Source organism: Sphingomonas sp. FW306-05-A, from assembly GCF_058782275.1.
In genome coordinates this window covers 99,048-115,060 of sequence record NZ_JBYSXN010000005.1, presented here as the reverse complement: position 1 = coordinate 115,060, position 16,013 = coordinate 99,048, and the positions used below count along the sequence as shown (strand labels likewise).

The window sequence follows — 16,013 nt, the reverse complement described above, 5'->3', positions numbered from 1 at the left end:
GATGACCGGAGTTGGGGAACTAAAAACTGGCCTCGAATGTCCGACACTGGGTAACGGTGGATCATCGATAGCCAGCAGCCTGAAGCTCGAACAATTCGGCATAGCGGCCCCCTGCAGCAAGCAGATCGTCATGGGTACCTGATGCCTCCACCTTGCCGTCGCTAAGCACTAATATGCGGTCTGCCATGCGAACGCTGGAGAAGCGGTGCGAGATCAGTACCGCAGAGCGTCCCGCGCTCAGTTCCTGAAAGCGCTGGAACACCTCGTACTCGGCGCGCGCGTCCAGCGCTGCGGTAGGTTCGTCGAGGATCAATACTTGGGCATCGCGCATGTAGGCGCGAGCGATCGCCATCTTCTGCCATTCGCCCCCGGAAAGGTCGACACCGTTCCGAAACCGCTTTCCGATCATTTGATCGTAACCGTCGGGCAGTTTGGCAACAACATCGTCGGCGAGCGCGGCGGACGCTGCCGCCTCGATCCGCTCACGATCTCTACGCGCCTCGATGCGCCCGACGGCGATGTTGTCGGCGGCAGGCAAATTGTAGCGGACAAAGTCCTGAAAGATCACGCCGATCGCGGCGCGCACACCGTCAAGATCGTATTCGCGCAAGTCGCGTCCATCTAGCAGAACGCGGCCCTCTACCGGATCGTACAGCCGGGCCAGCAGCTTCACGAGCGTGGTCTTGCCTGCGCCGTTCTCACCGACCAGTGCAACCACCTCGCCCGGTCCCAGCGTGAAGGACAGGTGCCGTACCGCCCATCGTTCGGCGCTTGGATAGTGAAAGCCAACATCCTCAAAAACGAAGCCTTGCCGCACGGGATTTGGGAACGGCAGTGCTACGTCTGGTGAGTGGATGCTGGGCTCGGTCCGAAAGAAGGAGAACAGGTCGTCGATGTACAATGCTTGGCCGGCGGTCGAAGAAAAGCCCGTGAGCAGTCCTTCCAGTAGCCCGCGGAGCCGCAGGAACGAGGCCGCAAGGAAAGTGAGGTCGCCAATGGTGATCGCCCCAGTCACTGCCCGCCAAGCAATGTAGGCGTAGGCGGCGTAATAGGCGATCGTGCCAAGAGCCGCGAAGCCCGAGCCCCAAACCGCCCGGCGCTGCGCCAACCGTCGGCTTGCGCTGTAAGTGTCGCGTGAGATGGTACGATAGCGGTCGATCAGAAAAGGGCTGAGGCCGAAGATCTTGACCTCCTTGGCCGTATCCGCACTGGCGGCGACCTGGCGTACGTAATCGAGCTCGCGCCGCTGCGGCGTACGCATGTAGCTGAGCGCGTAGCTCAGCGCGTTGAAGTGCGCTTCGCCGAGGAACGAGGGCACCAGAGCGACGGCAAGCAGCACGATCAGCCACGGGGCGTAAACGACCAGACCCGCGGCGAAGGTTACGACCGTGATGATGTCCTGGGCCTGGCTGAATAACTGCCCCATCAGCGACATGCGGCCGCTGGCCTGCATGCGCGCGCGGTCCATGCGATCCTGGAAGGCCGCGTCTTCGAAGTCGGCGAGATCCAGGGTTGCAGCGTGCTCCATCAATCGTACGCTCGCGTCATTACTGACACGGTCGGATAGGAGTCCGTCGACGAGCGACACGATCCGGCCGAGGAGGTCGGAAGCGACCGCTAAAGCGAACTCAGCCAGCAGAAGTGCCTCCAGCCGACCGAGCAGCCCGGAGCCCAGCCATCCCGCGAGACCAACCGGACGTGCCGTTAAATGGGTAAGGTGGACGACCTCGTCGATGATGAGCTTGCCTACGAACAACGTCGCGACAGGCAAAAGCGCTCGCACCAGCCGCACGGCGACCGTTGTGGCAGTAAGCAGCCGGCTGCTGCCCCAGACCATGGCAAGGAAGGGTGGTAGATTACGCAGTGCGCCTAGCCGCTCACGCCAAGTGGTCGGACGGACGGGTATACCGCCGCGGCCCTGTCTGACGCCGTCTGCCATTCAGCTACTCCAAATTGGCAGACTGCCACCTGCTTTGGACCTGACTGCTGGAGGTGATGAGGTCAGCTGCATGACTCTCGATACACAGTCGGTGGTATCAGCGGTACTCGCTGTTTCCCTCTCATAGTTGCTAGCCGGGATGTCGGGTTGGGCTGCGGTCAAACCTGTTGGCCAGATCGAAGGCCGGAAACGGGCAGGGGTTCGCAAATGGCCGACTATGGGTCTTAGCCACCAACGCTGCCGAGTCTTCTAAGGCCTGATTCCGAGACCTTCTTAGAGCAGCACTTGGTGGCGAGGAAGTTGCGCTAGGTGCCTATCGAGAACGATCATCCTTCGATCGTAACCTCCTGTCCGCCATATTCCTCGAGGACCCCATGCACGGATTCAGCGGTTTCCCCGCTGTCAACTGTAACAGAGAGTGAGATGCGGCCGTTCAGGGCAGCTTCATCTCCCGTGCTCTCCTCAAGTTCGGTCTCGTTATCCGAGCCGCTTGCCTCGACCCCAGCGCTGTTTTGGTCGCCCTCTGCACCAACATCTACGTCGTCGCGGTCTATCCCATGCTCTTGCACTAAGTGCTCGACTGCCAGTTCGGCTTCGCGCCGCGTCTCGAAGGTAGCATTGATTGTAGCCATCGCGAGATCTCCTTTAATCCAGACGCGTTAAACGCACGTACGGCGCTTATGGGGCAGCGATTCAAATCAGAACTCGAGAAAACGTGCGATAGGTGAGGAGGTTAACGAAGGTTCACTTCCGGGAATGGGCTGAGTGCTTTCTGATGCCCGCTTTTGGCCCTTTCCGTCCGCCAGCTGGAAAGGCCGGTTCATCTCGACGCCGGGTTGCTAAGTAGGAGCAAATAGCTTTGACACGAGCGAATCTGCCAGTGATGACCGTGTTCAAAGGGGGAGATAGGCGTCCATGCTAAGTCGTCGCGAAACACTGTTGGCCGGTATGGCTACCGGTTTCCTAGGCTCTACGGCGCGTGCTGCCGTACCTGGCACCTGGCCTGCTTATCCTGCCGAGGAGATCGATCTATGGCCTGGCACACCGCCCGGCGCACCCGCCGTCCATCCGGTCGAGCAAGTGATCGAGACCGGGAATGAGCAGCATCACGGCCGTATGGTAAAGGGCATTGTTCGCCCGCGCATGAAGGTGTTTCGTCCGTCCAAGCCGAATGGCGCCGCGCTGCTGGTGATGCCCGGCGGCGGCTATTCGGTGATCGTTATTGACGTCGAAGGCTACCAGGTTGGGCCCTGGCTTAGCGAGCGCGGCTGGACAGTTTTTGTCTTATACTATCGGCTCCCGGGCGAAGGCTGGGCGAACCGGGCGGATGTGCCGCTGGCCGATGCGCAGCGTGCGATGCGGCTGATCCGGTCGCGCGCGGCTAACTATGGCGTCAATCCGGACAAGGTTGGCGCGCTTGGCTTCTCTGCCGGCGGCCATGTTTGCGGCGATCTCGCTACCCGCTACGACGCAAAGGTGTACGCCCCGGTCGATGCCGCCGATAGGCTTAGCGCGCGCCCTGCGATTGCGGCACCCATCTATGCGGTCCAATCGATGAGCCTGCCGTTAGCGCATGGAGGCTCGCGCGATATGCTTCTCGGGCCAAATCCTTCAGTCGAAACGCAGCGGGCGCACAGTCCCGCGCATAACGTCACCGCGGCCACGCCGCCCTTCTTCATGGCCCATGCAGAGGACGACACGACCGTATCAGCCGAGAACACCGTCGAGATGCGCTCTGCGCTTAAAGCTGCGGGTTTGAACGTAGAGACGCACCTATTCGCGGCTGGTCAGCACGGCCTTGGTCTTGCAGGTCCGACGGGGGAGCCAGCGCGGCGCTGGAAGGAAATGTTCGCTGTCTGGGCACAGGCGCAAGCGTTCGGCTGAGATCCTGAAACGTCACCAAGTGCGAGCATATCCACACCGGAGCGGCATATCGTGCAGCTTGTTCGAACGTCAGGGTTTTCATTGAGCAGCTGTGCCGCCGAATGGACGAATGGCCGATGTCGGGAAGCTGGAGACCTCCTCTGAGTGGCCGACTTTAGGGCAAAATGTATGTCCGGCTTTGGGTCAAAGCAGCACGTTCCCGCTAACCAACCAACCTATATCAGCTTATCGAGCGTAATTGGCAGATCGCGCACGCGCTTACCCGTCGCGTTGTAGACCGCATTGGCGACGGCCGCCGCTACGCCCGTGATACCGATCTCGCCGATACCGTGCGCACCCATCGGCGTGTGAGGGTCGGCGATATCGGACCACATAACGTCGATCTCCGGCACATCAAGGTGCACGGGAATGTGATACTCGGCAAGGCTAGGGTTCATGATCCGGCCATTGCGCTCATCGAACTGGGTCTCTTCCATCAGCGCCATGCCCAGCCCCATGATGATGCCGCCGCGAAACTGGCTCTTCGCCGTCTTGGGGTTAAGGATTCGACCGCAATCGAACGATCCGAGGATGCGGCTGACGCGTGTTTCGCCAGTGATCGCGTTGACGCGCACCTCGCAGAAGATCGCGCTGTGCGAATGCATCGACCAATGCATCAGTTCGAGGGGCTGCGACGCCGCCTCGGTGACGGTGACGCTGTCGCGCTGGGCGCGTGTCAGGATCGACGCGTAACTTTCCCGCCGTGTCGGATCGTCACGCTTGGCGAGCCCGCCGTCCTCGCTACCGACCTCGTCCGCCGACAGCCCCGCTAGGGGAGAATCGTTGCCGGCGAGCTTCAGGAGTTCGGCGACCAGCGCGTTCTGTGCGGCGATGACGGCGGCGCCGATGGCTGCAGTCTGCTGCGACCCGCCTGCCATAATCGCGCCCGGGATCGATGCGTCGCCGTAACCGACTTCGATACACTCCATCGGCAGCGCCAGGCGCTCCGCCGCGACGATGGCAGTAGTGGTCGACGTCCCCATGCCCATCTCGGCGGCGGCAACCTCGATCTTCGCGCGCACCGTGTCACCGTCGCGGGTGAGTGTGATGCGCGCCTGAGCACCTGGCATGCGGTAATAAGGATAGGTGCCCGTCGCACAGCCCATGCCGACCTGCCACTCGCCATCGCGGCGCTCGCCTGCCACGACGGGGCGATCTGCCCAGCCGAACTGCTCGGCGCCCGACCGCCACGCCTCGACGATGTGCCGTGAGGAGAAGGCCAGACCCGATGTCGGGTCCTTGTCCGGCTCGTTGCGGATACGCAGCTCCACCGGATCCATGCCGAGATCGACGGCAAGTTCGTCGATTGCGCATTCCAGTGCGAAAGTACCGACCGCCTCTCCCGGCGCGCGCATAAACGTGTTCGCCAGCATGTTCATCCTGGTGATTTCCACCTGCAGGGTAATGTTGGGGCAGGCATAGGCCGCGCGCGTCCCCAGGATGAACGGTTCGGGCATGTTGTTGTGTGGGGTCATGACGGACAGGCCAGTATGGATGAGCGCGTCGAAGTCACCATCTGCGGTCGCGCCGATCGCGACACGCTGCTCGGTAAGGGATCGTCCGCCGACGATCCGGTACACGCCCTCGCGCGATAGCGTGATGCGCACCGGTCGCTGCGCCAGCTTGGCGGCGGCGGCACCGATAATCTGGTGATCCCACAGGCCCTTGCTGCCGAATCCACCGCCGACATAGGGGGAGGTAAGACGGACTTGTGCAAGATCGAGATCGAACACCTCTCCGATCGTCTGCGCCTGCGCGGTGACCATCTGGCTTGCGTCGTGGATCACCAGTTCGCCATTGATCCATGCGATCGTCGCGGCATGCGGTTCGATCGGATTGTGGTTGTGGCGTGGGGTGCGATAGACCTGATCAACAACATGCGGCGCGGCGGCAAGCGCCGCCTTGGCATCGCCGATCTCGTTGAGCAGCGGCTGGCCCATGAACAGGCCCTGTTCGATGCCGTTGGCCTTCGCGCCGTCGAGGCTGGTCGTCGATGGCTCCTCGTCATAGGTGAAGCGGAGAAGGGACGCGGCGTGATCCGCCTGATCCTGCGTCTCGGCGAGGACGCAGGCGATTGGCTGGCCGTTCCAGTGGATGCGGTCATCCTGCAGGATCGGCAGGTCGGCAGGCCCTACCGCGGTCGGCGACGAGCCGAACACGCCCGGCTTGTTCATCCGCGGGGCGTTGCTGTGGGTCATTACCAGTACCACCCCCGGCGAACCTTCCGCGGCCGCGCTGTCGACCGCCGTGATGCGCCCGCGCGGGATCGTCGCATAAGCGAGTGCCGCATACGTCATGTTGTCGAAGCGGAATTCCCCCGAGAAGGTCGCCTCGCCCTTGACTTTCAGCGCGCCGTCGAGCCGGGATACGGGTGTGCCGATCAGGCCATGCTTGTGCGCGATTAAAGGGTCAGGACGGCCGCCGGGCATCCAGCTGTCGGGTGCCAGCGGCACGAGCTTCTCCATGGCCCCTTGCATCAGGCCCTGCACCGCCTGCTTTGCGGTCTCGACGATGCTCATGCCACTTCTCCCTTCGCCAAGTCGGTCAACACCGCAGCCAGGGTCCGCGTCGCCAGTTCCGGCTTGAACGCATTGTCGCGAAGCGGAAGCGCGTCGGCGAACTCTGCGGCCGCAGCGGCGCGGAATGTGGCTTCGGTGGGCGATGCGCCGCGCAGTACGGCCTCCGCCTTAGTCGCGCGCCACGGCTTATGCGCGACACCGCCGAACGCGATCCGAACATCGCCGATCCGGTCGCCGTCCATCTCCACCGCCGCGGCGACGGAGATGAGCGCGAAAGCATAGCTCGCCCGATCGCGCACCTTGCGATAGGTCGAGCGGGCCGCGAAGCCGAGCGGCGGCAGCGTGATCGCCGTGATGAGCTCGCCCGGTGCCAGCACCGTGTCGAGATCGGGTCGGTCGCCGGGCAATCGGTGGAGGTCGCCAAAGGCGAGCGTCCGTGCGCCATCACGTCCCTCGATATGCACGGTCGCCTCCAGCATCGTCAGCGCAACGCACATGTCAGATGGATGCGTTGCAACGCAGGCGTCAGAAGCGCCCAGGATCGCATGGATGCGGTTAAATCCCTCGCGAGCGTCGCATCCCGTGCCGGGCGTGCGCTTGTTGCATCGTGACCCGTCCGTATCGTAAAAATAGGTGCACCGCGTACGTTGCAACAGGTTGCCGCCCACCGTCGCCATATTGCGGATCTGTCCCGAAGCGCCTGCCAGGACCGCACGCGATAGCACCGGATAGCGTGTCCGCACCGCCTGGTGCTCGGCCAGCGCGGTATTGCGGACGGCCGCGCCGATCAGCAGGCCGCCGTCGGCAGTCTCGGCGATCGCGTTGGACAGGCCAGTCACGTCCACCAGCCGGTCCGGCCGCGCCACGGTCTCGCGCATAAGGTCGACGAGGTTGGTGCCGCCGCCGAGAAAGGCCGTCGCATCGCCTGCGCCCAGTCGCACCGCATCCGACACATCTTCGGCGCGCGTGTAGCTGAAGGGGGTCATGCTGTTACTTCCGTGACGCGTTCCGACGTGATTGTCGCCTGGATCGCATCGATGATGCCGTTATGTGCACCGCAACGGCACAGGTTGCCGCTCATCCGTTCCTGAACCTCCTCGCGGGTCAGCGTCACGTTGTCGGATAGGTTGGCGCTGACGTTGCTAGGAACGCCGCGGCGCGCCTCCGCCGCCATGCCGATAGCCGAGCAGATTTGCCCCGGCGTGCAATATCCGCATTGGAAGCCGTCATATTCGATGAAGGCAGTCTGCAACGGGTGAAGCGTCCCAGCCTCGCCCAGGCCCTCAATCGTCGTGATCTGACGGCCGTCATACTGGACCGCCAACGCGAGGCAGGACAGGATTCGCTCGCCATCGACCAGCACCGTACACGCCCCGCACGCACCTTGGTTACAGCCCTTTTTCGTGCCAGTAAGATGAAGCGTTTCCCGGAGGTGATCCAGCAGCGATACACGAGGGTCCGCCGGTCCCGTGACGGCGTTTCTGTTGACGATGAACGACATAACGATCTCCTTCGGCGCACCGCACAATGCCGACTTATACCAATTTATGTGTCGTGCTGATGTCTTTTTCCGCGTCGAAGTGGCGAGCCGTTTAACGTCAGGATCGTCACGCCTATGCAGCGCTCGTCGTCGCCGCGTGAACGAATGGCAGAAGTTGAGTAGCTGAAAACTGTTGGCAAACGGCTGCTTTGGGTTCTGCCAACCAGAATGGTAGGTGAAGACCTGAATTTTGAGCACCGACAGCTAGTCGGCATGCCGAGCAACATGCCATAATTTACCAAGGATAGCGGGTATTTGAACGGAAAGTAGATCTATGAAGACGCGCCTGTTATCGCTTCTGCTCGCGCTTATGGCCACGCCGGGTTGGGCCAGCCCCGTCGTGACGATCGCACAGGGCAGAGTATCCGGAACCACAAACAAGGGTGTCTTAACGTTCAAGGGAATCCCATACGCTGCGCCCCCGGTCCGCAAGCTTCGTTGGCGGCCGCCAGTGCCGGCACCACGATGGCCGGACGTCCGAGAGGCCTCGTCTTTTGGACCAGTCTGCCCGCAGGCTCCGGTCACGTGGGCCGGACACGACCTCGATCGTACCAGCGAAGACTGTTTGACGCTCAACGTCTGGACTCCACGCACGGGAGGTGGCGCGCGCCTACCTGTGCTCGTGTGGTTTCATGGCGGCGGCTACACGGCGGGCGCAGGCTCTCAGGGCACGTATGAAGGCAGCAAACTCGCCCGTCGCGGCGCCGTGATTGTTACCGTTAACTACCGGCTGGGCGTGCTCGGCTACCTTGCTCATCCGGCACTGAGTAAGGAATCGCCGCTAGGCTCGTCCGGCAACTACGGGTTGCTGGATCAAATCGCGGCATTGCGGTGGGTTCACGCAAACATTGCGCGGTTCGGCGGTAATCCGGCCAACGTGACCGTTGCCGGACAGTCGGCAGGGGGAGGTTCGGCGATGCTGGTCACGGTATCACCAATGGCGCGCCGACTGTTCCAGAAAGCGATCTTCGAAAGCGGTGCGGCGCTCGACCTGCCCCGAACTAGAGCGGGCGATAGTCTCGAACGAGCGGAAGAGACTGGTGCGGCGTTCGGGGAAAAACTCGGCGCGAGGTCGCTTGACGAGCTCCGTGCTCTCCCAACCTCAGCCCTTATCGCGCCCGGCGCACCGCGTTCGATTACCAGCCCCATACAGGATGGGACGATCGTTCCCATCGACATCACGGCTGCCTACCGTCGCAAAGGGGAGCCGGGCTTTCCTCTCCTTCTTGGCTGGAATAGCAACGAAGCAGCCCGCTTCATCGATCATGCGACACTCGCCGGCTACACCGCCTCCGCCCACGAGAGCTATGGCCCGGTCGCCAGTGAGCTGTTGCACCTGTACCCTGCCGCCACCGAAGCCGCTGCCACGCATGCCGCACAGGATCTGATGAGCGATGTCGGGTTCGGGTGGCGAAGCTGGAGCATTGCGGAGGCGCGAAAGGACGGGGAGGGTCCTCCCGTATTCCTGTACCAGTTCGACAACCCGCCACCGGGAGCGAATGGGTCGCGTACAAGCGGGGCGGTGCATTCCGATGAACTCGGGTTCGTATGGGGAAACGACGACCCGGAGCGACGATGGTCAGCCGCTGACAATGCGCTGAGCGACGAGATGCAGCGTTACTGGATCAACTTCATGCGAACTGGCAATCCGAACGGCGTCGGTCTGCCGCGATGGGCGCCTTACACCGAAGTGACGACGGCGCTTTGGTTGCGCCGCAGCGGACTGACGAACAAACCGCCAAACCGGTTGCAGAGATTGCGGGCGATCGATGCCATTCTTCGCAGCAGTACTCAAAGCGACAAACGAGCGCCAAGCTGAGTCGGGTAGTTCTTGGGCCATCGTAACTGGCCGGCATTTTGAAGCGGAATTTCCAGTGGTGCGGGCCTTTCGTACTTCCCATTGGCCAAACGATTGCAACATCATGCGCGGCGGTGCAGTGAATCAGACGCACCGCCCGATCGTTTCAGCGCACTCGACCGGCACGGTTCTCGAGCACGAGCTTCGATACGGTGGCGGTCTCGACCACGCCGGGCAGGTGCGAGGTGAAGCCGATCCCAACATAGAATGGGGCGGTCAGCTTGAGCGTGATCGGCGCGCCGAACTGATGCATCGGCTCGCCTTGCTCGCTCACCCACAGCGTGAACTGGTCGCCTTTCTTCTCGATGCCGATGCGCTTCGCATTGAGTGTGACCAGACTGTCGGGCGACTTGCCGCCGGGCAGGCCACCGCGACTGCCGATCCGATATTCCCTGTCGCTGATCCGTCGCCCCGGAGCGGGACGCTGCGCCAGGTGGATCATGCCGTCGCCATGCAGCGCTACCAGTGCTTCCTTGGCATCGTCGTCGAGCGATTGGCGGATGATCAGCAGCGCCTTGTGGTCGCCGAAGCCGCCGTCGGGATAGGCCAGATCGGCCGCGAGCGAGACATCGCCGCGCATCCGCTTGAACAGGAAGCGGAACTCGTCGCGGGTGTACCAGACGTTATACCCCGCCGAGTGGATCGTGTAGGTGTCGCCCTCCAGCGACGCCGTGCCGGGCACGAGCGCACCCCCGACATCGGCCTGGCCTTCGAACACGCCGATCGGGGTGTTCTCGACGCGGGTATCGCGGTGGAAGCCGGGTGGCGGTCCCACCTGGTTATGCTGCGTCGACTGCGGATAGGCCCAGTCCGGTGCGAGGGGTGCGCCGGGCGGGCTGTTCTTGGCGGAGGTTCCCGGAACCTCCGGCGACACCTGCGCGGACAGGGCCGAGGCAAGGATTGTCACCGTTGCGGCGGCGATCCACGGGATCGATTTGTGCATGATCCTTCCTCCGCTTATCGCTGTGGATCGGGCGCGCGGAAGGGGGAGCAGCAGGGTTTGCCGATCGCGTGGAACTCCATCAGTTCGGCGCGTGTCCCGTCGGGGTCGAGCAGGTTGAGTTGCCATTTGGCATCGCGTCCGATCTTGGGCGTCTGGTCCTGCCCCTGCAGGCGGTCGCCGTTCCACAGCAACGTGTAAGCCGCGCGCGCGTCGGGTATGCCGAGCGCGAAATGATTGAGCACGCCAAGGTTGGCCGCCGACATTGCGGGCGGAATGCCTGTGGTGTCGGGCGTCCCGACGACCATATATTCGATCCAGTCGCGCCCGTCGGGCAATTGCAGCGAGATCCAGGTAGGATGATCGTCCTGCATCCCGCCTTCCCAATAGGGTCGCAGCCCGAGAACTGCCTTGTAGAAGCGATCCTCCTTGACGCGATCGTGCACGATGAAGCCGAAATGCATAACGTGGCTGGAAAGCGGGTTGACCGGTATCGCGGGCAGCCGGGCGGGCGGTTGCATGAATTGCACCACCGTTCCCTCGGGGTCGGTCATCGAAAACCAGCGGCTGCCGTCGGCGGCCGTGCTGAGCGTCGCGGGCACGGTGACGCCTTGCGCCGCCAGATATGTCCGCATCGCTTCGGCGTTGGCGGTGTTGAATGCGACGTGCGCGAGGCGGTTGATCGAAGGCGTACCGGGGGGCCGCGGCAACACCTCGACGAACTGGGACGGCGCGAAATAATAGCGCGCGCCCGACGGCTGTTCGGGGTCGGGAAGCTTCACCGCACCCAAATCATGGACGTAGAAACGTTCGCTTTTTGCCGGATCCTGCGCGTAGACCGCAATGTGCGACACGCTGGCCAGCGGCGGGCGGGCGGGGCCCTGTGCCGCGACCGGCGCCGTTGTTGCGAGCGCCGCCAGCACGGCACTCCTCCGAGCGTTGGTTAGCCTTTTCATCCGCTTCACCCCTCCCGTGCGCTGTTTGCGCTATCATCGATGGGTGTAGATCGGTCACGCGCGTTTGGCGAGGATCGAAAGGCTGCGCCGCCTCGCTTGCTGCGCCGCCCGTCAGGACGCTTGGCGTCTCGTCGCTGATGGGGCAAGCCATAGTCCGGCACCCGCTGAATGAAGGGGAACCCCAATGCGCATCACGGCCCTGCCTCTGTCAGTCTTACTCGTCGCGGCCGCGAGCCCGCCGGACACCGTTCGCATCGCGCCACCCTATATCGACGCGCCCGAAATGGCGGCGCAGCGCGCTATGCCGCACGGCACGGTGCACAGCTTCATCATGCGTTCGCGCGACAGCCGCATCTACCCCGGCATCCGGCAGCTCGACAACGCCGTTACTCAGCGGCGCGACGCTTACGGCAACCGCATCGCGGCGCCAGCGGGAGGGCAGTCCGAAGCGGCGCCCTATCGACGAGAGGTCTTTGTCTACATTCCGGCGGGCTATCGTCACGGCACCGAGGCATCCCTGCTGGTGGTGCAAGACGGGCGTGATTATGCCGTGCGCGTCGCTGCCGCACTCGACAGCCTGATCGCTGCGCACCGCGTGCCGCCGATCGTTGCGGTGATGATCCAATCGGGCGGCGGTGATGCCCAGGGGTCCGAGCGCGGTCTGGAATATGACACGGTCTCGGGCCGTTATGCCGAGTTCGTCGAGCGCGAAGTGCTGCCACAGGTCACTGCCCTGTATAACGTACGTTTCACCCACAATCCGGCGTTGCGTGCGGCTATGGGCGGCAGCTCCGGCGCGTCGGCGGCGTTTGCCATGGCTTGGTTCCACCCCGAATGGTACGGCAAGGTGCTGTCCTATTCGGGCACCTTCGTGAACCAGGCATCGCCGGTCGATCCGTTGACGCCACGCGGCGCCTGGGACTTTCACGCCCGTCTCATTCCGGGCGTCCCGCGCAAGCCAATCCGAATGTGGATGGAGGTGGGCACCAAGGATCTGCACTGGCAGGATCCCGAATCGACCTATCACAACTGGCCCATGGCAAACGATCGCATGGCAGCCGCGTTGCGGGCCAAGGGGTATGACTATCGTTATGTCGTTGCGGAGAATGCCGCTCACGTTGATGGCAACGTCATCGCCGAGACACTCCCAGGCGCTCTCGAATGGCTATGGCGCGATTACGGGAAAGGTCCGAGTCGGGGGGAAGGGCGTTCGCGTACGGATATGTAATTTGAACCGCTGTTTATGCCATGAGAGCGACCGCTTTCGGGTCGACGCAGTCGCTGGCCTTAGTCAGAATATGATCGGAAAGGGATATATTCTAACTAAGGCACAACAGGATGCAACTTGAATGGACGGGCAAAATGCGGCCCATCCAGATTCACTTGCTTATATCCGCGCGCGCACACCGAAGAAGAAGGCACGGCCAGTATATTCGTAAAATGCCGGTACGTTGTTATACGTCGAGTATCGCTGTGTCGCCGAATCCAGCAAGTTAGATCCCTGAACATACACCGTCAGTTGCGGCATAATGTCATAAGATATGCTGCTGGCCAGCTCATGATACGGGCGCTGTTTGATCGAAAGCGTGTTGATGTAGCTATATTGCGACGATGTGAAGCTCGATTGATACTGGTATGACAGCGACGCGTTGATGCCGTGCTTCTCGTAGAAGACCTTAGCGTTCGCCGAGAACGGCACCGCGTCCTGAAGTCCTGTAGTCGGCAACCCTTCACGCTTTGCACGGGAGCGGTTGTAGGTCGCATTGGTCTGGAAGCCCAAGCCGTTTTCGAAGAAGTACTGAGCGCCTGCCTCGATGCCGTAAACCGTCGCACTGTCGCCGTTGACATAGGTCAGCTCGGTGAAGGGGAAGCTGGCTGGCGCCCCCGCAACCTGATTGGTTGGTACCAGGTTAAATGCCACAGCTTGCGTCGTCACGAAGTTGGTCAGGTGTTTGTAGAACCCGGCCAGCGTCAGCGCGATGCGCCGGTTGGGATAATATTCGAACGAGATATCTGCTTGATCAGCCGAGACCGGTTGCAAGTTCGGGTTGCCTGCATCGGTGACGACCGGCGTATTGGACTGCGCCGCGGAATAGTCTTTGGCGGAGGACAGCTCGCCGAAGGTCGGCCGCGAGATCGCCTGCGATGCCGCCAGGCGTACTCGGAAGCCCTTGGCGATGTCGTAGGAGAAGTTTGCGGAAGGCAACAAGCGTTGGTAGCTGCCGCCGCCGGTGATCGGCGCGATCGGGTTAAAGACGACATTGGCCGTCCCGACGCCGATGACCTGATAGCTGCGAACGCTGGCACCATAACCCAGCGAGTCCACCGTGGTATTCACATAGCGCAGGCCAAAGTCGCCTTTCCATCGGTCGCCGCCGACGTTGATCTGCGTGTAAGCGTTAAAGGTGCGCTCGCTGATCGCGTACGACGCCAGCTGATCGGGTACGACTTGCTGCGTTGCATAGCCGGTGGGGTAGATCTCACCCGTGCGCGGGTTGATGACGTTGGGGTTGTTCTCCGCCTTCGACAGAGACGACAAATAGGTGTCGATGTCGAACGTCGGAATCGCGCGCGGGAAGTTGCCCGACAGGTTAGGCAGGATGTTGTTGTACTGAGGAGCCTGTACCACGTTCGCGCCGATTGCCGAGAACGAGAAGGGATAACCACCAAAATTGTTGGCGGTGGTGTACTGGTTGTCGATCACGTCGACCGTCTTTTTGCGATCGCTGTAAGCACCGCCAAAGGCGATCGAACGCATTAGGCCGTTGTCCACGTCGTACAGCAAGTCGAGCTTGGCACTCGTGCTGCGATCCGAGATGTTCTGGCCCTGGATGCCGATATAGTGAACACGCAGGTCGTCATTTCCAGCCTGGTCGATCGATCGGTTAGTCAGTGTGCCATCAGCGTTCGGGATGATCAGAGTCAGGTCGGGAATGCCGCCATCGCGCGTCGCGACCTGTGCGCTGGATCCGGGAATGCCGGCCACAACGAACCGGTTTTGCCCGCCCGTATTGTTGGTGGCCTTGCCGTAGGCAAGGTCGGCTGCAACCTTGAGCCGGTCGAGCGGTCGCCAGTCGATGTGCCCGCCAACCTGATACGTGATCGAGTTGCGCGGTTCATCGGTCGCCAGCACGTCGATCGTTGCCGGATTGACGGTGTAGTTAGTGACGACCTTGTTGCTGTCGACCTTCACGTTGTTGAGATCCCAGCGTACGCTGCCATCGCTAGCGAATGGCGTCAGTCCGACCGAAACGCGCTGGTTCTGTTGGTTATCGGTATAGTTGCTGTAAATGCCATCGACGCGAAGCTCGAACTTGTCAGAAGGCTTCCACTGATAGGCGGTCGATCCGCCCCAGCGTTGCCGGTCCCCCCGGACATAGCCGACGCTGTAGAAGTACGGGACAATGACGCCGCCGCCGTTCGGCGCATTGACGACGCTGCGCTGACCATTTGGCGCCGTCACCAGATCATAAACGTCGTTGCTGGAGTATTCGCCGAGATTGTCGGTACGGAACTTGTACTTGTTGTATGTACCCGACAGCAGGATGCCCATCGTGTCGTTCGCGAAGGTCGTGCTGACTACGCCCGACGCCTTGATGCCGCCCTTTTCCGCAAACTGGTTATACTGCCCTTCCAACGACCCCGCCGCATGAAAACCTCGGTGGTCGAACGGGCGTGCCGTGCGCAAGTCGATATTGCCACCGACGCTACCTTCGAGCTGTGAGGCTTGTGCCGCTTTCTGGATCTCCGCGCCCGAGATAACTTCGGAGGGCAGCACGTCGAACGCAAACGACCGGTCGGGGCCGTCGGTAGGCAGAACGCGCCCGTTAAGCGTCGTCAGGGCGAAGTTTTCGCCGAGACCACGGACCGTGACGCTGCGGCCTTCACCGCGCCCGTCGCGCCCGACCGTCACGCCTGGAATATTGGAGAGTGCTTCCGCCACGTTGCGGTTGGGGAACTTGCCTAGTTCTTCCGCGGATATCGCGTCAACGATGGTGGATGCGTTGCGCTTGGTATCGATCGAGCGCAGCAAGCTGCCTCGTACGCCTCGCACTACGATGTCGGCGCCGGTCGTACTGTCTGTCGCGGTGGTGGCATCGCCACCGGTACCGGGGCCGGACTGAATGGTAGAACCTAGGTTCGTTTGGTCGGTCGGTGCTCCGGCGACTGGTCCGTTTTGCTCAGTCTGGGGCTCATTGGCCGGACCTGGTTGCGAGCTTTGTGCGAAAGCCTGCGATCCGGCGACTAGCGCGGTGATGCTGACACTCGCGCCTACGAGCTTCCGCCAGTGTTTACGATCGACCATGCTAAGTCCCCTCATCTCGAGCCTGCCTGCCA

General features: G+C 62.2%; 10 protein-coding genes and 1 pseudogene. 3 read left to right on the top strand and 8 right to left on the bottom strand.

What is annotated here, in order from left to right; all coding sequences use genetic code 11:
• Nucleotides 1–61: 61 nt before the first annotated feature.
• Together AC3WJR_RS19290 and AC3WJR_RS19285 are read right to left on the bottom strand one after the other, a co-directional pair.
• Nucleotides 62–1,939, bottom strand: a complete 1,878-nt coding sequence (locus AC3WJR_RS19290) for an ABC transporter ATP-binding protein (protein ID WP_492727143.1) — start codon at nt 1,937–1,939, stop codon at nt 62–64.
• 326 nt (nt 1,940–2,265) lie between these two features.
• The gene (locus AC3WJR_RS19285; RefSeq protein WP_492727141.1) at nt 2,266–2,571 is read right to left on the bottom strand and encodes a hypothetical protein; all 306 of its coding nucleotides are present in this window, start codon (nt 2,569–2,571) and stop codon (nt 2,266–2,268) included.
• 316 nt (nt 2,572–2,887) lie between these two features.
• Here AC3WJR_RS19285 and AC3WJR_RS19280 point away from each other — a divergent pair, with 316 nt between their 5' ends.
• The gene (locus AC3WJR_RS19280) at nt 2,888–3,823 is read left to right on the top strand and encodes an alpha/beta hydrolase (protein ID WP_492727139.1); all 936 of its coding nucleotides are present in this window, start codon (nt 2,888–2,890) and stop codon (nt 3,821–3,823) included.
• 215 nt (nt 3,824–4,038) lie between these two features.
• On the opposite strand, the gene AC3WJR_RS19275 is transcribed toward AC3WJR_RS19280, so the two are convergent.
• From AC3WJR_RS19275 to AC3WJR_RS19265, 3 genes are read right to left on the bottom strand one after another with little or no spacing between them, the layout of a single operon-like run.
• Nucleotides 4,039–6,381 (bottom strand): xanthine dehydrogenase family protein molybdopterin-binding subunit, encoded by a 2,343-nt coding sequence (locus AC3WJR_RS19275; RefSeq protein ID WP_492727138.1) that lies wholly within the window; start codon nt 6,379–6,381, stop codon nt 4,039–4,041.
• Entirely contained in the window at nt 6,378–7,367 is a 990-nt protein-coding gene (locus AC3WJR_RS19270; RefSeq protein WP_492727137.1) for an FAD binding domain-containing protein, read from the bottom strand. Before AC3WJR_RS19270 ends, AC3WJR_RS19275 begins: the two co-directional genes overlap by 4 nt.
• Nucleotides 7,364–7,882, bottom strand: a complete 519-nt coding sequence (locus AC3WJR_RS19265; protein WP_354283866.1) for a 2Fe-2S iron-sulfur cluster-binding protein — start codon at nt 7,880–7,882, stop codon at nt 7,364–7,366. Before AC3WJR_RS19265 ends, AC3WJR_RS19270 begins: the two co-directional genes overlap by 4 nt.
• Nucleotides 7,883–8,195: 313 nt before the next feature.
• Between AC3WJR_RS19265 and AC3WJR_RS19260 the strand changes: the two are divergent.
• Nucleotides 8,196–9,554: pseudogene (locus AC3WJR_RS19260) on the top strand (carboxylesterase/lipase family protein); the annotation flags it as partial.
• A 331-nt stretch (nt 9,555–9,885) separates the two neighbouring features.
• Here the strand turns inward: AC3WJR_RS19260 and AC3WJR_RS19255 are convergent.
• Nucleotides 9,886–10,722, bottom strand: a complete 837-nt coding sequence (locus AC3WJR_RS19255; protein ID WP_492727135.1) for a hypothetical protein — start codon at nt 10,720–10,722, stop codon at nt 9,886–9,888.
• Between the two features lie 14 nt (nt 10,723–10,736).
• Complete coding sequence (locus AC3WJR_RS19250) at nt 10,737–11,675, bottom strand: VOC family protein (protein ID WP_492727134.1); 939 nt, start codon at nt 11,673–11,675, stop codon at nt 10,737–10,739.
• A 184-nt stretch (nt 11,676–11,859) separates the two neighbouring features.
• Between AC3WJR_RS19250 and AC3WJR_RS19245 the strand changes: the two genes are divergently transcribed.
• On the top strand, nt 11,860–12,903 hold the full coding sequence (locus tag AC3WJR_RS19245; protein WP_492727133.1) for an alpha/beta hydrolase: 1,044 nt from the start codon (nt 11,860–11,862) through the stop codon (nt 12,901–12,903).
• A 159-nt stretch (nt 12,904–13,062) separates the two neighbouring features.
• On the opposite strand, the gene AC3WJR_RS19240 is transcribed toward AC3WJR_RS19245, so the two are convergent.
• Nucleotides 13,063–15,981 carry a TonB-dependent receptor gene (locus AC3WJR_RS19240; RefSeq protein ID WP_492727132.1) on the bottom strand — a complete coding sequence of 973 codons (2,919 nt, stop codon included), beginning with the start codon at nt 15,979–15,981 and terminating at the stop codon, nt 13,063–13,065.
• Nucleotides 15,982–16,013 lie beyond the last annotated feature (32 nt).

Excerpts from the sequence above, each read along its gene's own strand:
- AC3WJR_RS19290 (WP_492727143.1), bottom strand. The coding sequence starts at position 1,939 with ATGGCAGACGGCGTCAGACAGGGCCGCGGCGGTATACCCGTCCGTCCG.
- AC3WJR_RS19285 (WP_492727141.1), bottom strand. The coding sequence starts at position 2,571 with ATGGCTACAATCAATGCTACCTTCGAGACGCGGCGCGAAGCCGAACTG.
- AC3WJR_RS19280 (WP_492727139.1), top strand. The coding sequence starts at position 2,888 with ATGGCTACCGGTTTCCTAGGCTCTACGGCGCGTGCTGCCGTACCTGGC.
- AC3WJR_RS19275 (WP_492727138.1), bottom strand. The coding sequence starts at position 6,381 with ATGAGCATCGTCGAGACCGCAAAGCAGGCGGTGCAGGGCCTGATGCAA.
- AC3WJR_RS19270 (WP_492727137.1), bottom strand. The coding sequence starts at position 7,367 with ATGACCCCCTTCAGCTACACGCGCGCCGAAGATGTGTCGGATGCGGTG.
- AC3WJR_RS19265 (WP_354283866.1), bottom strand. The coding sequence starts at position 7,882 with ATGTCGTTCATCGTCAACAGAAACGCCGTCACGGGACCGGCGGACCCT.
- AC3WJR_RS19255 (WP_492727135.1), bottom strand. The coding sequence starts at position 10,722 with ATGCACAAATCGATCCCGTGGATCGCCGCCGCAACGGTGACAATCCTT.
- AC3WJR_RS19250 (WP_492727134.1), bottom strand. The coding sequence starts at position 11,675 with ATGAAAAGGCTAACCAACGCTCGGAGGAGTGCCGTGCTGGCGGCGCTC.
- AC3WJR_RS19245 (WP_492727133.1), top strand. The coding sequence starts at position 11,860 with ATGCGCATCACGGCCCTGCCTCTGTCAGTCTTACTCGTCGCGGCCGCG.
- AC3WJR_RS19240 (WP_492727132.1), bottom strand. The coding sequence starts at position 15,981 with ATGGTCGATCGTAAACACTGGCGGAAGCTCGTAGGCGCGAGTGTCAGC.